Annotated in this window: 14 protein-coding genes, 1 tRNA gene and 5 pseudogenes; 13 read left to right on the top strand and 7 right to left on the bottom strand. The window is 32.9% G+C overall.

What is annotated here, in order from left to right; all coding sequences use genetic code 11:
• The first annotated feature begins 562 nt into the window (after positions 1 to 562).
• From wVul_RS06410 to wVul_RS10180, 7 genes and pseudogenes are all read left to right on the top strand, one after another.
• Complete coding sequence (locus tag wVul_RS06410; protein ID WP_047759630.1) at positions 563 to 1,288, top strand: F0F1 ATP synthase subunit A; 726 nt, start codon at positions 563 to 565, stop codon at positions 1,286 to 1,288.
• A gap of 60 nt (positions 1,289 to 1,348) precedes the next feature.
• Positions 1,349 to 1,576 carry a F0F1 ATP synthase subunit C gene (locus wVul_RS06405; RefSeq protein ID WP_047759629.1) on the top strand — a complete coding sequence of 76 codons (228 nt, stop codon included), beginning with the start codon at positions 1,349 to 1,351 and terminating at the stop codon, positions 1,574 to 1,576.
• A 3-nt stretch (positions 1,577 to 1,579) separates the two neighbouring features.
• The gene (locus tag wVul_RS06400) at positions 1,580 to 2,059 is read left to right on the top strand and encodes a F0F1 ATP synthase subunit B family protein (RefSeq protein ID WP_047759628.1); all 480 of its coding nucleotides are present in this window, start codon (positions 1,580 to 1,582) and stop codon (positions 2,057 to 2,059) included.
• Between the two features lie 10 nt (positions 2,060 to 2,069).
• Positions 2,070 to 2,546 (top strand): F0F1 ATP synthase subunit B family protein, encoded by a 477-nt coding sequence (locus tag wVul_RS06395; protein WP_047759627.1) that lies wholly within the window; start codon positions 2,070 to 2,072, stop codon positions 2,544 to 2,546.
• 5 nt (positions 2,547 to 2,551) lie between these two features.
• A complete protein-coding gene (locus wVul_RS06390; protein ID WP_047759626.1) occupies positions 2,552 to 4,135 on the top strand; it encodes a glycosyltransferase family 2 protein in 1,584 nt (527 codons plus the stop codon).
• Positions 4,117 to 4,656 (top strand): annotated as a pseudogene (locus tag wVul_RS10185) (COX15/CtaA family protein); the annotation flags it as partial. The gene wVul_RS06390 and the pseudogene wVul_RS10185, both read left to right, overlap by 19 nt.
• A gap of 159 nt (positions 4,657 to 4,815) precedes the next feature.
• A pseudogene (locus tag wVul_RS10180) lies at positions 4,816 to 5,247 on the top strand (COX15/CtaA family protein); the annotation flags it as partial.
• Here wVul_RS10180 and wVul_RS06380 read toward each other — a convergent pair.
• Positions 5,230 to 7,326, bottom strand: coding sequence for an acetyl-CoA carboxylase biotin carboxylase subunit (locus wVul_RS06380; protein ID WP_047759624.1), 2,097 nt, complete (start codon positions 7,324 to 7,326; stop codon positions 5,230 to 5,232). The pseudogene wVul_RS10180 and the gene wVul_RS06380 sit on opposite strands and share 18 nt — an antisense overlap.
• 53 nt (positions 7,327 to 7,379) lie before the next feature.
• A complete protein-coding gene (locus wVul_RS06375) occupies positions 7,380 to 8,057 on the bottom strand; it encodes a hypothetical protein (protein ID WP_047759623.1) in 678 nt (225 codons plus the stop codon).
• A gap of 151 nt (positions 8,058 to 8,208) precedes the next feature.
• Here wVul_RS06375 and gltX point away from each other — a divergent pair, with 151 nt between their 5' ends.
• On the top strand, positions 8,209 to 9,663 hold the full coding sequence (gene gltX / locus wVul_RS06370; RefSeq protein WP_047759622.1) for a glutamate--tRNA ligase: 1,455 nt from the start codon (positions 8,209 to 8,211) through the stop codon (positions 9,661 to 9,663).
• 265 nt (positions 9,664 to 9,928) lie between these two features.
• Here the strand turns inward: gltX and wVul_RS09070 are convergent.
• The 4 genes and pseudogenes from wVul_RS09070 to wVul_RS06345 all read right to left on the bottom strand — a co-directional run bounded on the left by wVul_RS09070 (position 9,929) and on the right by wVul_RS06345 (position 12,207).
• Positions 9,929 to 10,891 (bottom strand): annotated as a pseudogene (locus wVul_RS09070) (IS630 family transposase).
• A gap of 102 nt (positions 10,892 to 10,993) precedes the next feature.
• Positions 10,994 to 11,473, bottom strand: a complete 480-nt coding sequence (locus tag wVul_RS06355; protein WP_047759620.1) for a hypothetical protein — start codon at positions 11,471 to 11,473, stop codon at positions 10,994 to 10,996.
• Between the two features lie 88 nt (positions 11,474 to 11,561).
• Positions 11,562 to 12,065, bottom strand: coding sequence for a hypothetical protein (locus wVul_RS06350; protein ID WP_047759619.1), 504 nt, complete (start codon positions 12,063 to 12,065; stop codon positions 11,562 to 11,564).
• 57 nt (positions 12,066 to 12,122) lie between these two features.
• Positions 12,123 to 12,207, bottom strand: a tRNA-Leu gene (locus wVul_RS06345).
• 107 nt (positions 12,208 to 12,314) lie between these two features.
• Between wVul_RS06345 and wVul_RS10585 the strand changes: the two are divergent.
• The 3 genes and pseudogenes from wVul_RS10585 to wVul_RS06330 all read left to right on the top strand — a co-directional run bounded on the left by wVul_RS10585 (position 12,315) and on the right by wVul_RS06330 (position 14,924).
• Positions 12,315 to 13,083 (top strand): annotated as a pseudogene (locus wVul_RS10585) (transposase).
• Between the two features lie 280 nt (positions 13,084 to 13,363).
• Positions 13,364 to 14,558 (top strand): annotated as a pseudogene (locus tag wVul_RS06335) (pyridoxal phosphate-dependent aminotransferase).
• A 48-nt stretch (positions 14,559 to 14,606) separates the two neighbouring features.
• A complete protein-coding gene (locus wVul_RS06330; RefSeq protein ID WP_047759618.1) occupies positions 14,607 to 14,924 on the top strand; it encodes a QacE family quaternary ammonium compound efflux SMR transporter in 318 nt (105 codons plus the stop codon).
• Between the two features lie 36 nt (positions 14,925 to 14,960).
• Here wVul_RS06330 and wVul_RS06325 read toward each other — a convergent pair whose 3' ends face one another.
• Complete coding sequence (locus wVul_RS06325) at positions 14,961 to 15,473, bottom strand: hypothetical protein (RefSeq protein ID WP_047759617.1); 513 nt, start codon at positions 15,471 to 15,473, stop codon at positions 14,961 to 14,963.
• 395 nt (positions 15,474 to 15,868) lie between these two features.
• Here wVul_RS06325 and wVul_RS06320 point away from each other — a divergent pair, with 395 nt between their 5' ends.
• Together wVul_RS06320 and wVul_RS06315 are read left to right on the top strand one after the other, a co-directional pair.
• Positions 15,869 to 17,098: an MFS transporter gene (locus wVul_RS06320; protein ID WP_047759616.1), complete on the top strand. Its 1,230-nt coding sequence runs from the start codon at positions 15,869 to 15,871 to the stop codon at positions 17,096 to 17,098.
• Positions 17,099 to 17,180: 82 nt separating this feature from the next.
• Positions 17,181 to 18,398, top strand: coding sequence for an MFS transporter (locus wVul_RS06315; protein WP_047759615.1), 1,218 nt, complete (start codon positions 17,181 to 17,183; stop codon positions 18,396 to 18,398).
• The last annotated feature ends 35 nt before the right edge of the window (positions 18,399 to 18,433 follow it).

The raw sequence follows: 18,433 nt of genomic DNA, 5'->3' as shown, positions 1-18,433 counted from the left end.
TCATAAACAATGATGCAGAAGCTTTTGTAACTTTATATCTTCTTCTGAAGAGAATTGATCTTCTTTATATCACCTTTTAAATCTATCTCCATAAAGAATTTAAGATTCATATTGTGGTTATCTGCATAGGCATCATAAATGTAACCATCAATAGTTTTAAGTTTCCTATCATATTATGGCTTTCATCTAGTATTTAGCTTCCTATTTGATAATGGCCAGTATATTCGTTAAAGGAGCCATCTGTTAGTTTAATGTATCCACTACCAAATTCCTGCTCTAAATTTAAAGGATGATTAGTATTAATAAAATCTATTTCGTTAATAATAATACCTCACTAAAAATTAAATTATAATTAAAATAAGATGTTAAGTCAAGATATTGAACAATTTAATAAGGTTGGTAAATTTTAAAACACAGAGCTGATTGTAATTAACACTCTAATTACATATTTTGTTAATATGCTAATGCTATAATGACATAGAGCTTTCTATCTTAATTCTTGACTTTATCCTATAAAATTTATACTTTATTTACTGTTACAGTTTAAGTACATAAGATCAAAATGGCGTTAAATCCGCTAGAACAATTTAAAGTATATACAATAATAGAGTTACCAAAACTATTTGGGTATGACATAAACTTTACTAACTCATCTCTTTTTATGATGATTTCGGTAATGTTGACAATGCTCTTTTTGCTTCTCGGAGTAAGAAAAGGGGCAGTAATACCAGGATATTTACAAGCTGCAGTTGAATATGTATATGATTTTGTTGTTTCAATAATAGAAAATAATACTGGAAGCAAAGGTTTGCAGCACATTCCTTTGATATTTACAGTATTTATTTTCATTTTATCATGTAATTTAGTTGGTATTCTTCCTTATAGCTTTACGGTTACAAGTCATGTGATAGTCACTTTTGCTTTGTCGATGGTAGTTTTTATTTATATAACGATTATTGGATTTAAGGAAAGGGGAGTAGAGTTTTTACGCATATTGCTACCAAAAGGAACTCCTGCGTGGCTTGCACCTATAATCATTATTATTAAGTTATTTGCTTATTTAGTAAGACCGGTTAGCCTATCAGTAAGGCTTGCAGCAAATATGATTGCTGGTCATACGATCATCAAAGTGATAGCGGGATTTATTGTGAATATGAACGTACTTTTCACTCCTGCACCTTTTTTGTTTATAATTGCACTAATAGGGTTTGAAGTATTCGTTGCAGTTTTACAAGCTTATATATTTACTATATTAATATGCGTATATTTGTCAGATGCAGTAAAGTAATTGACTTACCTGCAGGATATTTTATAATTAATAATGTAAAGGAATAGTTAAAGGTAATATATGGATTTAGTAGCTTTAAAATTTATAGCAATTGGTTTATCTGTATTTGGAATGCTTGGTGCTGGTTTAGGTATAGCTAATATCTTCTCTGCTATGTTAAAAGGGATTGCGAGAAACCCTGAATCGGAAGGTAAAATGAAAAGTTACGTTTATATTGGTGCTGCCATGGTTGAAATCATGGGATTGCTTGCGTTTGTACTTGCAATGTTATTAATATTTGCTGCTTAACAGATGCCACAGCTTGATGTTTCAACTTTCTCTTCTCAAATTTTTTGGTTTTTAATTTTTTTTTCTTCACTTTTTTCCATAGTGAATTACTTATTTTTACCAAAGTTGGAAAAAGTAATAAGCACTAGAAGTAAAGAAGTATTGAATTCTTTTAGTAATTCTGTTCACCTTTTGCAACTTGTAGAAAATCAAGTTGTAAAATATAATGCAGCTTTAAATCAAGCCAGAGTACAGGCAAAAAAAATCGTAGATGATGCACTTGCTCAGGTAGAAGAAATGAGATCTAATGTTAAGAATATATTAGAAGAGGAAGATAAAAAAGTAAGCAAATTTGTTGAAGAAAGAGTAGAAAGATTTAAATCTGAATACATTAATGAATTAAAACAGATGGCTACTAATATTGCTTTGATTTACTATACTAAGTTAACTGATTTTGAGGTTGAAGAGGAGTTTGTTGCTAGCTTGGTATCTGAAGAGTTTTAGGAGTTTTTTTATGTCTACATCAATGATTATCGGTCTTGCCTTCTTGGCAGGTCTTGTCTTTGCATATAAATTGCTAAAGAAAGTGATAAAAAATGCACTTAACAATAAGCGTAATAAAAGCAAATTTTCAAGTGAAGAAACTGAAAAATTCAGAAAAGATATGTTGGAGTATTACGAAAAATCTTCTAGAAAATACAAAAAATTAGATGCAGAAGTTAACAAAATGATGAATGAAGCATTCGATAAGGCTAATAGTATCATTAAGCACAATAAACAGCAGCTCGATCAGACATTAGATGACAATGCCCATTCTAACTTGAAGAAAGTCACTGACCAAGTTGAAAAAGCTCTTGGAGATTTACAAGCTAACACAGCAAGTATAGCTGCTGATGCTGTAAAGAAAATAATGCATGAACGTAAAGGTGATAAGCGTAGTAGTGAGGTCATATCTTCGTTTTCACGTGACTTAAGTAAAAAATTGCATTAAGTTTAATGCCTATACTTCAGATTAGTGAAAAAATCAGGCTCGATTTTAGTTTATGCAAAGAACAAGAAAAACTCTTTTATTATAAATTTAATATAATTCCTTGGCAAAAATTAAATAGTACTACTTTTTTTATAGTTGAGGATGCAAGTCAAGATATCAATAATTGGATCAAGGCTCACTACGGTGATGACTACGTATTAATAAAAGCGAACAGTGAACAGATTTTAAATCTTCTTAACTCGCACTTTGGTATTTCAGAATTTGCAGGCAATTACTTATATTATAAGAACCCTAATTTTTCAGCTAAAAGTATTAGGCTCAGTTCAATATTTTTTTCCTCTTTCTTTGTTATGATTTCGACTTTAACACTGAAAGAGAAATATGCATATTTTGCTTTGATGCTGATATTCATAGTTGGATGTTCTAGTTCTTTATTTAAATTCGTAACTAAAATTTTTGGCTTACGTAAAATTTCTAGCCAAAAAGTGGATTATAGTAAGCTAAATGAACCTGTATATACTATTTTATTGCCTGCTTTTAAAGAGAATGCGATTATAGAGCAATTGATTGAGAGCATTGAAAGTTTGGATTATCCAAAATCAAAATTAGATGTAAAGCTTCTGATAGAGAGTGATGACCAAGAAATGTTGGAAGCGATAGAAAAATGCACTTTACCGCAGTATTTTGAAGTAATAAAAGTGCCTCATTTTTTACCTAGAACAAAAGCTAAGTCATGCAATTATGCTATGAGCTTTGCTAGAGGAAAGTATGCAGTAATATATGATGCAGATGATAGGCCAGATCCGTTGCAGTTAAAAAAAGCACTAGTTGAATTTAATAAGGGTGACGAAAAGTTAGCCTGTGTACAGGCGAAATTAAATTACTATAATTATGATTGTAATTTTCTCACAAAATCCTTTTCTCTAGAATATATGAATTGGTTTCAATATTTATTGCCTGGATTTCAAAAAATGAACATGCCAATGCCTTTGGGTGGCAGCAGCAACCATTTTTCAATAGAAATTTTAAAGAAAGTGCTTTTTTGGGATGCTTACAATGTAACTGAAGATGCTGACATCGGTTTAAGACTTGCACAAATGGGATATAAAACCAGGATTATTGATTCAGAAACATTGGAAGAATCACCAACTACTGTGTTTGCTTGGATCAAGCAAAGAGCACGCTGGATCAAAGGTTATATGCAAACTTACATTGTTCATTTAAAAAATATAAAATTACTTTTTAAGCACACTGGGCTCAAGGGAATTTTGCTATTAAACCTTTTTGTTGGTTCCTCAGCCTTTATATTTTTCACTACTCCTTTTTTGTTACTTTCATTGATACTAACTCAAGTTTTAAGTGGATTATTTTTATATTATTTTATAGTAGTATACGTTATTAACTTGATTTTTTTGATAGTAGCTATAAAACAGCAAAAAATGCCTTTTTATTTTTATATAGTATCAATATTTTTTCCCGTCTATAATCTGCTACATAGCGTTGCAGCTTTTTTTGCCTTGTGGGAATTTGTTATTCACCCTCAGCAATGGAACAAAACTCAGCATGGCTTATGGAAGCAAAACCTGTAGCTATTTGGCTTTTTCTCTGCTCTGTAATGGTGATTCTCATGGTGGGAATTGGTGGATTTACCAGACTTTCAAAAGCAGGATTGTCAATCACGGAATGGAAACCTATTACCGGAACATTACCACCACTGAGTGAACAAGATTGGCTAAAAGAAAAATCAAAATATGAAGCTACACCTGAATACAAAGCATTTAACTACGGTATGAGTATGGAAGAGTTCCGCACCATATACTTAATAGAATATATACATAGATTGATTGCAAGGCTGACAGGTTTAGTTTTTATCTTACCATTTATATACTTTACACTAAAAAAAACAATACCTAAAAAGGCAGTAATAAGGCTATCTATAGCACTATTATTTGGAATTTTACAAGCTTTTGCTGGTTGGTATATGGTTAAAAGCGGTTTGGTAGCCAATCCTCATGTTAGTCACTATAAGCTTGCACTTCACTTACTGCTTGCATTGGTTATTTTTGCATTATTGTTGTATCAATTTTTTGACTATCAGATAAGTTTACAAAACAAAACTAGGACTAGATGTACTTCAGAATTGCCTTACGTGAAAAAAAGCAATGTTGTCATTCCAGTGCGTGACACTGGAATTTATGCTTTTCTTAAATTTTTTAAATGGATTCCAGTGTCACGCATTGGGATGACAGAATTTCAATCCATTAACAGTAGTATATATTACACAATACTTACTCTTATTCTAATCGTAGTACAAATAATCTTCGGTGCATTTGTTGCGGGATTAAATGCTGGCTTAATTTACAATACATTTCCACTAATGGATGGACACATTATTCCAGAAGATTTATTTTACTTACAACCTACATGGCTCAATATTTTTGAAAACAGAGCAACGGTGCAATTTGTGCATAGAGTACTGGCATTGCTGATATTAGTTCTGACAGTAGTATTTACAATAAAAAATGCCAATGTAAAACCAGCATATATTATGCTGCTCTCCGTCATCATTCAGGTAATTTTAGGAGTAGTCACTTTGTTGCTGCATATACCAATATCAATTGCTATAGCCCATCAAATGTTTTCGTTTATCTTATTTGGATCAGGTTTATACTGCTTGTGTTATTTAAGAAAGCAGATCTAATACCAAATCACCAGCCTGTACATTTTTTCCTTCTTTAACAGGGATATTTTTTATCACCATTTCTGATTCAGCACATATGATATTTTCCATTTTCATTGCCTCTACAACAAATAGAGGTTGTCCTATTTCTACCTGATCCCCTATATTTACGTGTAATTTAACTAATAAACCAGATATTGGGGATTTTATGGCATCTGCTGAAATCCCTTCTGTTTCATTGTTTAGCATTAATTTGCTTAGTTCAGCTATGTGAGGTTTCAATACACAACATTCAGCTTTCATACCCGCATGTCTTATGAAGTACTTGCTGCCTTGCCTTTCTATTTTAAGTGCTATATTGGTATCATAATTAATTGTGATATATAGCAATCTATAACTTGATTTCCACTTACCCACCACGGAGTATTTATTGTGATTATATACTGTTGTTAATGTATTATCTTGGTATTTTGCATTTATGGAGTACTCATTGTCATTTATATTCACTATGAATAAATCTCTTGCACGGTCACCTGTCGTTTCAATGCCATAAAATGTCATCCTAGTGCTTGACCACTCTTTCTTTTTTTTAGATTCCAGCGTCACGCGCTGGAATGACATCGAATCTGATGTTTCATCCACTGACTTATTGTGATACCTTACCTCATTTTCTAAATGAACATACAGTGCAGCAAAAATAAATATTTTAATATATTCCTCTGTAATAAAATCGTCTTGAAACCCACTGGGATAATGGTCTGGAATGAATCTTGTGTGGAGTTTTGCTGCAATAAAGTTTGGATGATGGAAGATGGATTCTAGAAATTCTATATTATTTGTTACTCCTTTTATATAGCATTCAGACAATGCTTTTTGCATTCTACTGATCGCTTCTATTCTATCTTTTCCATAGGTTATAATTTTTGCAATCATTGAGTCGTAGAACATGCTGATTTCTGAACCGCTAGCTACTCCATCATCTATTCTTACATGACCATTTTCATCTGGTTTGTCGTAATATTTGATTCTTCCGCTGGAAGGAAAAAATCTCTTTGATGGATCTTCAGCACAAATTCTGCTTTCTATTGCAGAGCCAATAAGTTTAATATCATTCTGACCAAATCTTAATTTTTCTCCGCAAGAAATTCTGATCATCTCTTCCACTATATCTATTCCAGTGACAAATTCTGTTACTGGATGCTCAACTTGCAATCTCGTATTTACCTCAAGAAAATAGAAGTTTTGGTCTTTATCAACAACAAACTCAACAGTACCTGCTGAAAAATAGCCAACTTGTTTTGCAAGGGAGACACATTGAGCATACATTTTTTGTCTTACTTCTTCACTAATGAATGGACTTGGCGTTTCTTCCATTATTTTCTGGTTATTCCTTTGTATCGAGCATTCTCTCTCTCCAAGACACACTATATTGCCATATTTATCCGCTATGATTTGTATTTCAATATGTCTTGGTAACCCTATATATTTCTCTATAAAGATACTGCCATCTTTAAAACTTTTCTCTGCTTCATTTGTTGCTGATGTGAATGCTAGTTCAATTTCTTTTTTGGAATTTACAATTCGCATTCCTTTGCCACCACCGCCTGATGCAGCTTTAAGCATAACGGGAAAGCCAATCTCTTCAGCAACTTGAGCTGCGTGAGCAGCATCTTCGATTTTACCCATACATCCTGGTACTACATTCACTCCAGCTTTTCTTGCCGCTTCTTTCGCTGTTATTTTGTTGGCTGTAACTTCTATTGTTTCTGCACTGGGACCGATGAAGTCTATATTATGTTTTTGAAGAGCACGTGGAAAATCTGGATTTTCTGCTAAAAAACCATAGCCAGGATGAACTGCCTGCGCACCTGTTTCAACTGCTACCTCGCATATTTTTTCAATGTTTAAATAACTGAGGCAAGATGGCGAAGGGCCGATATATCTTGACTCATCTGCTTGTCTTACATGCACAGAATTTACATCTGCATCCGAATATACGCATACACAAGATATACCCATCCTACGAGCAGTTCTGATAATCCTGCAGGCAATTTCTCCTCTGTTTGCTATTAAAATCTTACTATACTTCTTTTTTATCATCTTATCAGTATACTTTCTTCAGTTAAGAAAGTAAATTATTGCCTGCAAGTACTTCATACTGGAGTTAAACCACCCTCTAAAAGTTGCATAACATCAGGATCTGTCACTATAGTACTTTCGTTATGCAAGCCATATACCTCGTTACATGCCTTAAATAACAGATATGAAGACCCTCCAGAAGCTATTGTCGCTATTGAAGCCAATGCAAGAGACTGAGAAACCAAAAATAGAAGATACAAAGATACACACATAGCGGTAGCACACACTATAGCTCCTACTATATATAAGCATATATGAAACTTCTTATTACATATAAAGCCACATTTTATATCTGCAATTTGCTTAACTTCCTTCCGCTCTGCAGGGTCCAAGAAATAAAGGGGTGATACTGCCTTCTTCCCGTCATCCTTAATATAGCTTTTATCGAGGAGTGCTTCCTTAATATATTTCTTATTGTTCTCAAGTTCCTTTTTTAAGCTTTTTACTTTCTCCCGATCTTTAGCTTCTTTTGCTTTCTTGACTCTGCTCTCAGTATCTTCTTCTAAATACTCTATAATCTCTTTTAACGCAGGTAACAGAATTCCTTTACTTGCTGCTATATGAAATGGGTTTCCATTTTCATCAATTCTATGCTTAGCTACACAAGCAACTCCTTTCTTGCAAGCTTCAATAAATTTATTTTCATCCTCTTTTGTTACAACTCCTCTTGCAATTTCAAATAAATTATCCATATATACACCTCACTGCATTCACTAATATTAAATTATACAATGTAGTTTGTTAAAAATAAATGTAAATTGATCTTTCAAATTTACTATAGTTCCACGTTGTTGCAAGTGCAAATTTTAGTTATCATCGGTTACGTTATCACAATAGACAAATATGCCAGATGTAGTCACTAGATTCGCTCCATCGCCAACAGGATTCTTGCATATTGGAGGAGTTCGCACAGCTTTATTTAATTGGCTCTATGCGAAACGTCATGGCGGAAAATTTTTGCTAAGGATTGAAGATACCGATAGAAAACGTTCAACACAAGAAGCAATTGATGCAATAACAGATGGGCTAAAATGGCTTGGAATAAGCTATGATGGAGAAATAATATACCAATCAAAAAGAATAGATAGACACATTGAAGTTGCAAATCTTTTAGTTGAGAAAGGTAAAGCGTATCACTGTTATTGCCCTGAAGATGAAGTTGCAGAAAAGAAGGCAAGAGCAAGAGAAGAAGGAAAGATATATAAGCATAAATGTACTCATTCGACATCAAGCTTGAAGCCTGTTATCCGTTTCAAAGTGCCAGACTCAGAAGATATTGTCATTGACGATAAAATATACGGCCAAGTTAAAATAAATAGCGATCAACTTGATGACATAATCATCTTACGTTCTGATAACACTCCGACATATATTTTTGCTGTGGTGATTGATGACCATGGTGCCGGAATAACTGATATTATACGTGGCTCTGATCACCTCACTAATACCTTTAAACAATTACTAATATACCAGGCTCTTGATTTTGATGTTCCACGCTTTGCACACGTACCGCTTATTCATGGAGAAGACGGGAATAAGCTATCCAAAAGACATGGTGATACAAGTGTTTGCGATTATGAAAAGATGGGAATATTGCCAGAAGCAATGCGTAACTACCTGCTTAGACTTGGTTGGAGTCATGGTAATGATGAAATTATTAGCGATGATCAAGCAATAGAGTGGTTTAATTTGGAAAATATCGGTCGTTCACCTGCACGGCTTGATTTTAAAAAACTAGAACATTTGAATAACCATTATATTAACAATATGAGCAATGAAGATATTTTAAGTATTATTGTTCCAATGTTCGAGAGTAATGCAAAAGATCTTTCTTTAACCCAGTCCTTGATGTCATTCCAGCACGTGACCAGAAAGACAAAACCAGTGTCAGCTACTTGGATGACAGGTGGTAATGTGTTTTTGACTGATAAGAAAAAGAATTATTTATTACAGGGACTAACAGAGCTAAAGAAAAGAGCAAACTATCTAACCGAACTGCTGGATTTAGCAAAGTTTTATATTCAAGTTGATTTGAGTGAAGAAGCTCAGCAAATTGTCAAATCTAACCTAGATATAATTAAGTTACTTGCATCATTTCTTTCGAGTATAGGTGATGAAGATTGGAATAAGAATTTTTTATCTGCTCAGATCAAGGAATTTTCGAAATTACATAATATGAAAATGAGCGATATATACCACTCATTACGTGCACCTATAACAGGGGTAATGGATGCGCCTGGAATCATTGATATTATGATAATTCTCGGCAAAGACGAATGTATAAAAAGGTTGCAGTAGGGTCAGAGTAAAAAGACATTTGGGTTCAGTTTTAGCTGAAATAAATTGTGCGCAAGAACTTCCCATTAAATGTTATTTAATTCACTGACATCGTTATGCCTACTTTTGAACTCGCTTTATAAGATTTTCCTTCCATTTATCCTCCCTCTAACTAGCTATGCAGTAAAGCCATTGCATTACTCCTTACCTTCTTCTTATATCTTTTGATTTACAGCAAGTCTTCTGTTATTCTGGCACACACATGTAATACTTATACCAATTCTCATTATGAGGAGGACAAATAGGAGACATAGCAGAGTTGTTTAATTGTAGAGTGGGCAAGGGAAGCAACAAATTTACACAAAGTAAACTCAAGGAGAGTAATTGTATCGTATATTTTATTACGCAAAATGTTCTGTTTTATATATAACCAAAGTCTTGCAACTGCAGGCGAGTATGGTGATAGGTACATAATCTCAATATTTTTAGGCACCTTTAAATTTTTTGACTTATGCCAACTAGCACAATCCATAACTAAAAAAGCCTCTCTTGTTCCTAAATATTGGGACATCTGCTTAAGAAATACATTCAGTGTTGACATTCGGTGCAAATAAGCTAGAGTTCTCTCCATTTTTAGGATTAACTGCACTGTAGAGATAAAAATTTTGTCTACCTAATTTTATTTTAACCTTTGTCCTGATGCCCTTTTTAAACCAACCACGTCCGACTTTTGAATGTGTGCCAAACCGCGATTCATCAAAGAAAAACAGCTCTTTTCCAAGATACTTGCCAATAACTTCATTGAGATTTTTTTTTGAATTCCTCTTGTTTTCTTTTATCTTGTACATTGTGTTGGTGTAATATATGAAAATTTCATATATTACGGTGCACTGTAGACTTACTGACATTCAGACCAAATTTTTTCTGAATCTTTATTCTCATTTCTTTAATAGTAATATTAGGATTTTCTTCTATCCATACTTCAACTTGCTCAAGTTGGCTATGATTCAATCTAGTTTTTTTACAGCATTGAGCAGGAGCAAATAGTTTTTCTTCTCTTCCAAATTTTAAGTCATGAAGTTACTGCGTTTCTTGAAATGCAGCATATCTTTGCTACAGCCGTTATGCTATGCTTTTTTGCTAGCAATTACAGCATTTAGTTTTTTTATGCATTGTTTCTTACTTTTTTCAGCATTTTTCTTGCCGATTCCACCACTTGTTCATCTAATAGTTTTGATCTTAATCCTATTTTACCCCGCTATTTTACTTGTTTCAGTATGGACTTTTTTTTCTCTTTATTGTCTATCCGCTCTCTCCTTAATGGGCATTGGTATTAGTACCCCATATTAGTTTAAAATTTTCTAACTTTCATTACTTTTTGTAAACTGTTTCTAGTTTTGAGTATGAATGTTAATTCTTTTTTGTCTGAAGACAAAATTATCTTATCCATTTCATAGAGGCCATTTATAAGACATTCACATTCGCTACTCACTTCCGTCATCTCTTCCATTATTGAAATTTTCAGATTGAGCATTATGTATCTGTATACAGTTCCATACTCTGTTTCTAATGTGTTCTTCAATACCAAACTGTTTTCATTGTGTTCAACTACTGTATACGAGTCATCTGTAGATTTTTGATCATTCTCATCAAGCATAGACACTATATACCTTGCGTCTTTCTCAAAAAAGCTTAAGTATTCATCAGGAAAACTCAGTTCATTATGCTCAGTTATGTATGTACTATAATCTGCGTAATTAAGCTCAGCTGAACTAATATTTTCCTCAGAAAACTCTGAATAGTCGTTGGAAAAGTTTATAAAATCTATCATAATGCTACCATATTATATTAATAATCTATTAATATAATAACCAATATTGTTATATAAATCAAGTAAGTTAATTTATTAATAATGATAATCAAGCTCCAACTATTGCAGATTGAACGTTAGAATGATCGCTAGCTTTGAAATTATTATTTTCATCTATTTGCGGCTGATTAATCATAGTTCGAACAAGATTGGTTGCCATAAAGATATAGCCTAGAATAAAAAAAGCAATAGAAATAAGAGGAATAATAGGAGATTCGAGAGGCAATATAAATGTAATTCCTCCTATTAAAAATGAAATGCTAGGTGCGATATCAAGACAGATCTTCGTTAATTTCTTTTGCCGAGGAGTATCGGGTTGCTTATTAAGATCGTGCCGCCTAAAATGATCAGTTAATGACCATATATTTAAGGCAAGCGAAAGTGCACTTAGTATGGTGCTGGCAATACTAAAATATAGACTTAAGACAGAAATGTTCAAAGCTAATGCTGCTATGTACCCAATCAAAGAAGCAGTAGATAGTGCAGTAACTAAGCGTTTTAAATGAGTTCGTATTTTCTTTCTGTAAACAAGCTTCTTTTCCTTACAATTCATAAACTTAAGTGTAGTAAATATGTTATAGCATTAATTAACTCAAGAATCAGTATAGAGTGCCCGAGAGAAGACTTGAACTTCCACAACTTGAAAAGTTACTAGCACCTGAAGCTAGCGCGTCTACCAATTCCGCCACCCGGGCAGGCTTTGTTGCATAGGAGAAAAAGATTCAGCAGTGATTCTGTTATAGAGTAAATATCTATCAAATAAATACAGCTTATACCACAAAGAATGAAAGTCAGCAACTGAATTGAATATAACAAGTTTCTAGGGGAAATATTTTTCGTTTCATTAATGAAGCGATTGGAAACTGGTATGAGAATAATCCAAAAGTGGCAGGTACATCTATAGTGATAAAGTTGTGGTTTTGATACACATATCTTTTTAGAATTGCAAGCAGTTGGTTTTATAAAAGGTTATAAATGGGTAAAGATCTCAAGGTCATCAGCTATACACAAGCTTCTAGAAGATTTAAAAAGCTTAACATAAAAATCAATGACTGCAGAGTTGATAAAAATAATATTGAAATTGCAATAGATAGCACTAGAATTAGTATTATAGCTATAACCATAATAAGGAGAATGTAAGAAAATATATAGAAAGTCACATGTTATTTTAAACATAAACAGTAAAAAAGTGATATGCATGTACAGCTACCGGCATGCCTAATGTTGAATAAAATAGGCAATAAACAAAATATTTTACCTGTTCTTCAGCTTATGATATGGTAAGTATATATAAACAATGCAAGCTGCAAGAAAACACGCAAGAGTCTATGAGAAAGCTATCAGAGAGAAATAGCAACATTAGTGTAATAAAATCATGTGAAAGCTATGAAAAAGGTAAAGAAAGATGGAAGAGGAAGTAAAATATGGTCTATACTGAATGCTTTTTTTATAGGTTAAAAGAGACATTTGGGTTTAGTTTAAAAAATAAATCTGAGATAAATAGGGAGAAGGAACTACTTATTAAATGCTACTTAATGAACAAATTTTTGGTATGGCTGAGTTCGAAATAGTAACATGAAATTATTTGTTCAGGAAAAAACTTCACTAGATATGCAATAAAGCCTAACGGGCTTATAAAGCGTTTAAGACATCACCCAACGTCAAATTTTAAAATAAAGAGTGAGCTACTTTGGGGCTTCTTTTGCCTTTTTTTACTTGGTAAATTTCTTAATACTTATACTAAATCAATTTAAAAGTACTTAAAAAATGTCAAACCTTGTACAAAATAATAAAATTTCTAGCTTTTTTGTTGTGTAGAGTTTATCATTTTTATTTAACTTTAGTGAGATTATGTCGGACCTTGCAAGAAGGATGTCTCTAATAAAACCATCACCTACAATCGCTGTGACCGATAAGGCAAATAGATTAAAAAGCGAAGGAAAGAAAATTTGCGTTTTAGCTGCAGGAGAGCCGGATTTTGACACTCCAGACCATGTAAAAAAGGTAGCTATTCAAGCGATAAATGAAGGCAAAACTAAATATACTGCTGTTGATGGAACGCGTGAGCTTAAAAACGCAATAATCAATAAGTTAAAAAGAGATAACAATCTAGAATATACACTGAACCAAATCTGTGTCGGCGCTGGCGCTAAGCAGGTGCTATTCAACTTGTTTATGGCAACAATTAACTCTGGTGATGAAGCTATAATTCCAGCTCCTTATTGGGTTTCATATGTTGATATGGTAAGCCTTTTTGGTGGTCTGCCAATTATTGTAGAGTGCAAGCAAAACTTTAAGCTGACACCAGAATTACTGGAAGAGCAAGATAACTAAGAAAACTAAATGGTTAATTCTCAACTCACCAAATAATCCGGCAGGAATTGTCTATGCATATGATGAATTGAAAAGCATAGCGCAAGTATTGCTTAAACATCCACATGTGAATGTTGTTACAGATGATATTTATGAGCACATAGTATACGACGAAAAGTTTTTTACCATTGCTCAGGTTGAACCAGAGCTTTATGATAGAGTTTTTGTGGTCAATGGAGTATCAAAAGCCTATGCAATGACAGGATGGAGAATAGGGTATATTGCAGGTAGGAGTGATGTGATAAATGCTATCTCTACATTACAGTCTCAAAGCACTTCTAACCCAAACTCGATAGCACAAGCAGCAGCAGTTGAAGCATTAAACGGTGATCATAGTTTTTTGAAAGAAAGAACAAAAATTTTTAAAGATCGTAGAGATTTTGTGGTAAAAAAGCTAAATTCTGCTCCAGGATTGTCAGCATCTATTCCACAAGGTGCATTCTATTTGTTTGTTTCATGTGAAGGTTTATTGGGTAAGAGCACAAAAAGTGGTAAAGTAATAAGTAATGATCTTGATTTTGCTGAATATTTGTTGGAAGACCATTTAGTTGCTGTTGTTCCAGGAATTGCATTTGGTCTAGAAAATTTTATCAGAATTTCTTATGCAACCTCTCAGGAACAATTAGAAATTGGATGTAATAGCATTACTAAAGCATGTGAAATGCTAAGTTAACTTTTTAATATTCTTATGTATAATATATCAGTGAGATAGAGTTAATTTATGGCGTGGGTGTATTTACTATTAGCTGGTTTGGTTGAGATAATATGGACCACAGCACTAAAATATAGCAATGGCTTTACTCGTATTATACCTGTAGTAATTATTTTAGTTAGCGGTTCTGTGAGTCTTTACTGGCTGTCATTAGCAATGAAGTCTATTCCTCTTGGTACATCTTATGCAGTTTGGACTGGTATAGGCTCTATAGGTGCAGCAATAATAGGAATAATGTTTTTTAATGACCCAGTAAGTTTTGGACGCTTGCTTTCTCTTACTTTGGTAATACTGGGTATTGTGGGCTTGAAGGTGTTTACTAAATAAAAGTTAGGTATATGAATAAGCTGTCTACAAAGTTGTCTATTTTACCATCTCAGGACTTTCTACTAGAGTTGCCTTGGATTTTTCGGTTCTCGAAGAGGGCATTCCTATTGATTTGGCAAGTACCTTTCTAATGTTCAATATTTCATTTTTCTCATTTTGTTGAGTTAAGTTAATATCGTTTATTTTATTCACTAAACCTTTTCCTTCCTTTAAAATTTTTAAATCGCTTTCGTTGATGTGATGTTCATTGTTAAATTCTGCAACGCTCTCTTTCTTCTTTGGATGAATATTTAGAAATTCTAACACCTGGTGTTTAGCAACAGCTTGAATAAATTTCTTATCGTGAAATCTTGAATTGTTATGTAGTTCTTCTAGGCTTTTATCATATTGTTTTGCTTCGTTTACAGTAAGTTTTATTATTTCTTCTACGCTGCTTAAAAGTTCTCTGTACAGCTTGTCGTATCTATTGCCTGTGTGTGCTGCAAATGTTTGCTCAATGTATTTTGTTATGTAGTTTTCTAGTGTGTTGTCTGCTGTGTTTATGTTCATTCACTCACCTTGCTTTTATATTATTTTACACACGAGAAGGTTAATATTTAGTTAACTGCAGCGTTTCTGATACTGAATTTCATTGAAAATTATATTATTCAAGATATAATCACTGTCACGAGGGAATAAAAGTGTAAATAAAATGGACTTTGTAACAAAAATAAAACTTAAGGTAAAGATGAATAAAGGTAAAATCATAAACATCCTTATCATTTGTGGTGTAATTTTTTTCATATACCTTATTCATGAACCAGTTATAGATATGCTGAAAGAGATTATGAATAAAATAAAAGGTCTCTTTTAAAAAATATCCTCAGATTAGAGTAGACATTTAAAAGAGAGTTGCTTCTTGCTGATAAAATACCTATAATTCCAGCTTTGAGGTAAGACTAGCATTGCAGAGAAATTTTTTCATATGGTTGCTAGCATCGCTGTTCTATACATACCAATACATATTGCGTGTAATTCCAAATGTTGTAGTTCCTGAGTTGATGGTAAGGTTTAATATAGGAACAACAGAGATAGGACAATTTTGTGGACTATACTATATAGGTTATGTGTTAGCACATATTCCTGTGGGTATTTTGTTGGATAGGTTTGGTTCTAAAGTTGTTGTACCAATTTGCATAGCATTAACATCTTTAGGTGCTTTGCCTTTGGTTGTTTCCGACAATTGGAGTTGTTCTGTTGTTGGAAGAATAATTACTGGTATTGGATCCTCTGCTTCAGTACTTGGACTTTTTAAAGTGATAAGTATCTATTACTGCAGAGAAAAGTTTGCCGTAATGTTTAGTATATCAGCCATTATTGGCATTTCGGGTGGTATATTTGCCACTAAACCATTACATATCTTATTTGATAAATTTGGATGGGATTATGTGCTTATTGCATTTATAACACTTGGACTATTGCTTGCTTTAACTACTTTTATATCTATACCTAAAGCTGATACTTCAGATAGAGTAGATATTAAAAATTTAAGCAAGATTATATTCAATAAGAATGTTTTATTGGTAAGTTTGTTTGGTGGTTTTATGATTGGACCATTAGAAGGCTTTGCAGATGCGTGGTCCACAACATTCTTCTATGAGATGTATGCTATAGATAGACACGTTGCACATAGCATTTCAAAATGGATACTAATAGGCTTTAGTCTTGGAGTTTTATTACTTCCTCATGTATTAGCAAGGTATCCAGATAGGCACTATGAAATAATAATTTTTTGTGCCATGGCTATGATAATTATGTTCTTATTGCTGTTTATGTGCGATGTTAATCCACTGTTAGCATGTATATTGCTGTTCATTATCGGTTTTGCTTGTGCGTATCAAGTTGCTTTGACTGATAAAGTTGTGTCTTGTGTAAAAAATGATTCAGTAGCAAGCGCAGGGTCCATAAGTAATGCTATAGTTATGAGTTTTGGTTATTTTTTTCATACCGTTATTGCAGGCATAATGAATTTTTATTGGGATGATAAAATGGTTGATGAAATTCCATTTTATGGAGCTAATGTAATGATTAAATCTATGTCAATAATACCTGTATGCTTATTGATAGGGATGATAGGCTTCTTGTCGCTTAAAATTATAAGCTGCAAGAAGAGCTTGCCAAATTTAAAAAATTGATGTACTAAATCTGTTTCATGGGTAGGTTTTTGATGGTTTTCATAACTAAGGTGCCTATAATCCGAAGCTTGAGGTAAAATTGATGCTACAGAGGAATTTTTTAATATGGTTATTAGCATCGCTGTTCTATGCATATCAATACATATTGCGTGTAATTCCAAATGTTGTAGTTCCTGAATTGGTAGTGAGGTTTAATATAGGAATAACAGAAATAGGACAATTTTGTGGACTATATTATGTAGGTTATGTGTTAGCGCATATTCCTGTAGGTATTCTTTTAGATAGATTTGGTTCTAAAGTTGTTATACCGATTTGTATTACATTAACATCTTTAGGTGCTTTACCTTTAGTCAGTTCTAACGATTGGAGTTATTTTATTATTGGGAGAATAATTACTGGTATTGGATCCTCTGCTTCAGTACTTGGACTCTTTAAAATAATAAGAATCTATTACCATAGAGAAAAATTCGCCATGATGTTCAGCATATCGGTTATTATTGGCATTTTAGGTGGTGTATTTGCCACCAAACCATTACATGTCTTACTTGATAAGTTTGGGTGGGATTATGTATTTACTATGTGTATAATGCTTGGATTATTGCTTGCTTTAACTACCTTTATATCTATACCTAAGGTTGGTACCTCAGACGAAGAATTGAATATTAAAAATTTAAGCAAAGTTATATTTAATAAAGATATTTTATTGATAAGTTTGTTTGGCGGTTTTATGGTTGGACCATTAGAAGGCTTTGCAGATGCGTGGTCCGCAACGTTCTTGCATGAGATGTACGCTATAGATAGACACATTGCATATAGCATTTCAAAATGGATACTAATAGGCTTTGGCTTTGGGCATTTATTACTTCCTTACATATTAGCAAAAAATCCAACCAAGCACTATGAAATAATAATTTCTTGTGCTATGGCCATGATAATTGTGTTCTTATTACTTTTTATATGCAATATTAGTGAACTCTTGGCATGTATGTTACTATTCATTATTGGCCTTGCTTCTGCATACCAAATTGCTTTTACTGCTAAAATTGTAAGTTGTGTAAAAAACGATGCAGTAGCAAGTGCAGGGTCTGTAGTTAATTCCATAGTTATGAGTTTTGGTTATTTTTTTCACGTCATTATTGCAAATATAATGAATTTTTATTGGAACGGTGAAATTATCGATGGAAAGCCATTTTATGGAGCTGATGTAATGGTTAAATCTATGTTAATAATACCTATATGCCTACTAATAGGAATGATAGGCTTTTGGTTACTTAAAGTTATGAGCTGTAAAAAGAGCTAGGCAGATTTAGATGATTAATATAGTATTGCTTTTTA

Origin of the sequence: Wolbachia endosymbiont of Armadillidium vulgare str. wVulC, assembly GCF_001027565.1 — a bacterium.
In the GTDB taxonomy this organism is placed as follows: Bacteria; Pseudomonadota; Alphaproteobacteria; order Rickettsiales; family Anaplasmataceae; genus Wolbachia.
Note: the sequence above shows the minus strand (reverse complement) of the source record. Positions and strands in the feature narration are given on the sequence as shown.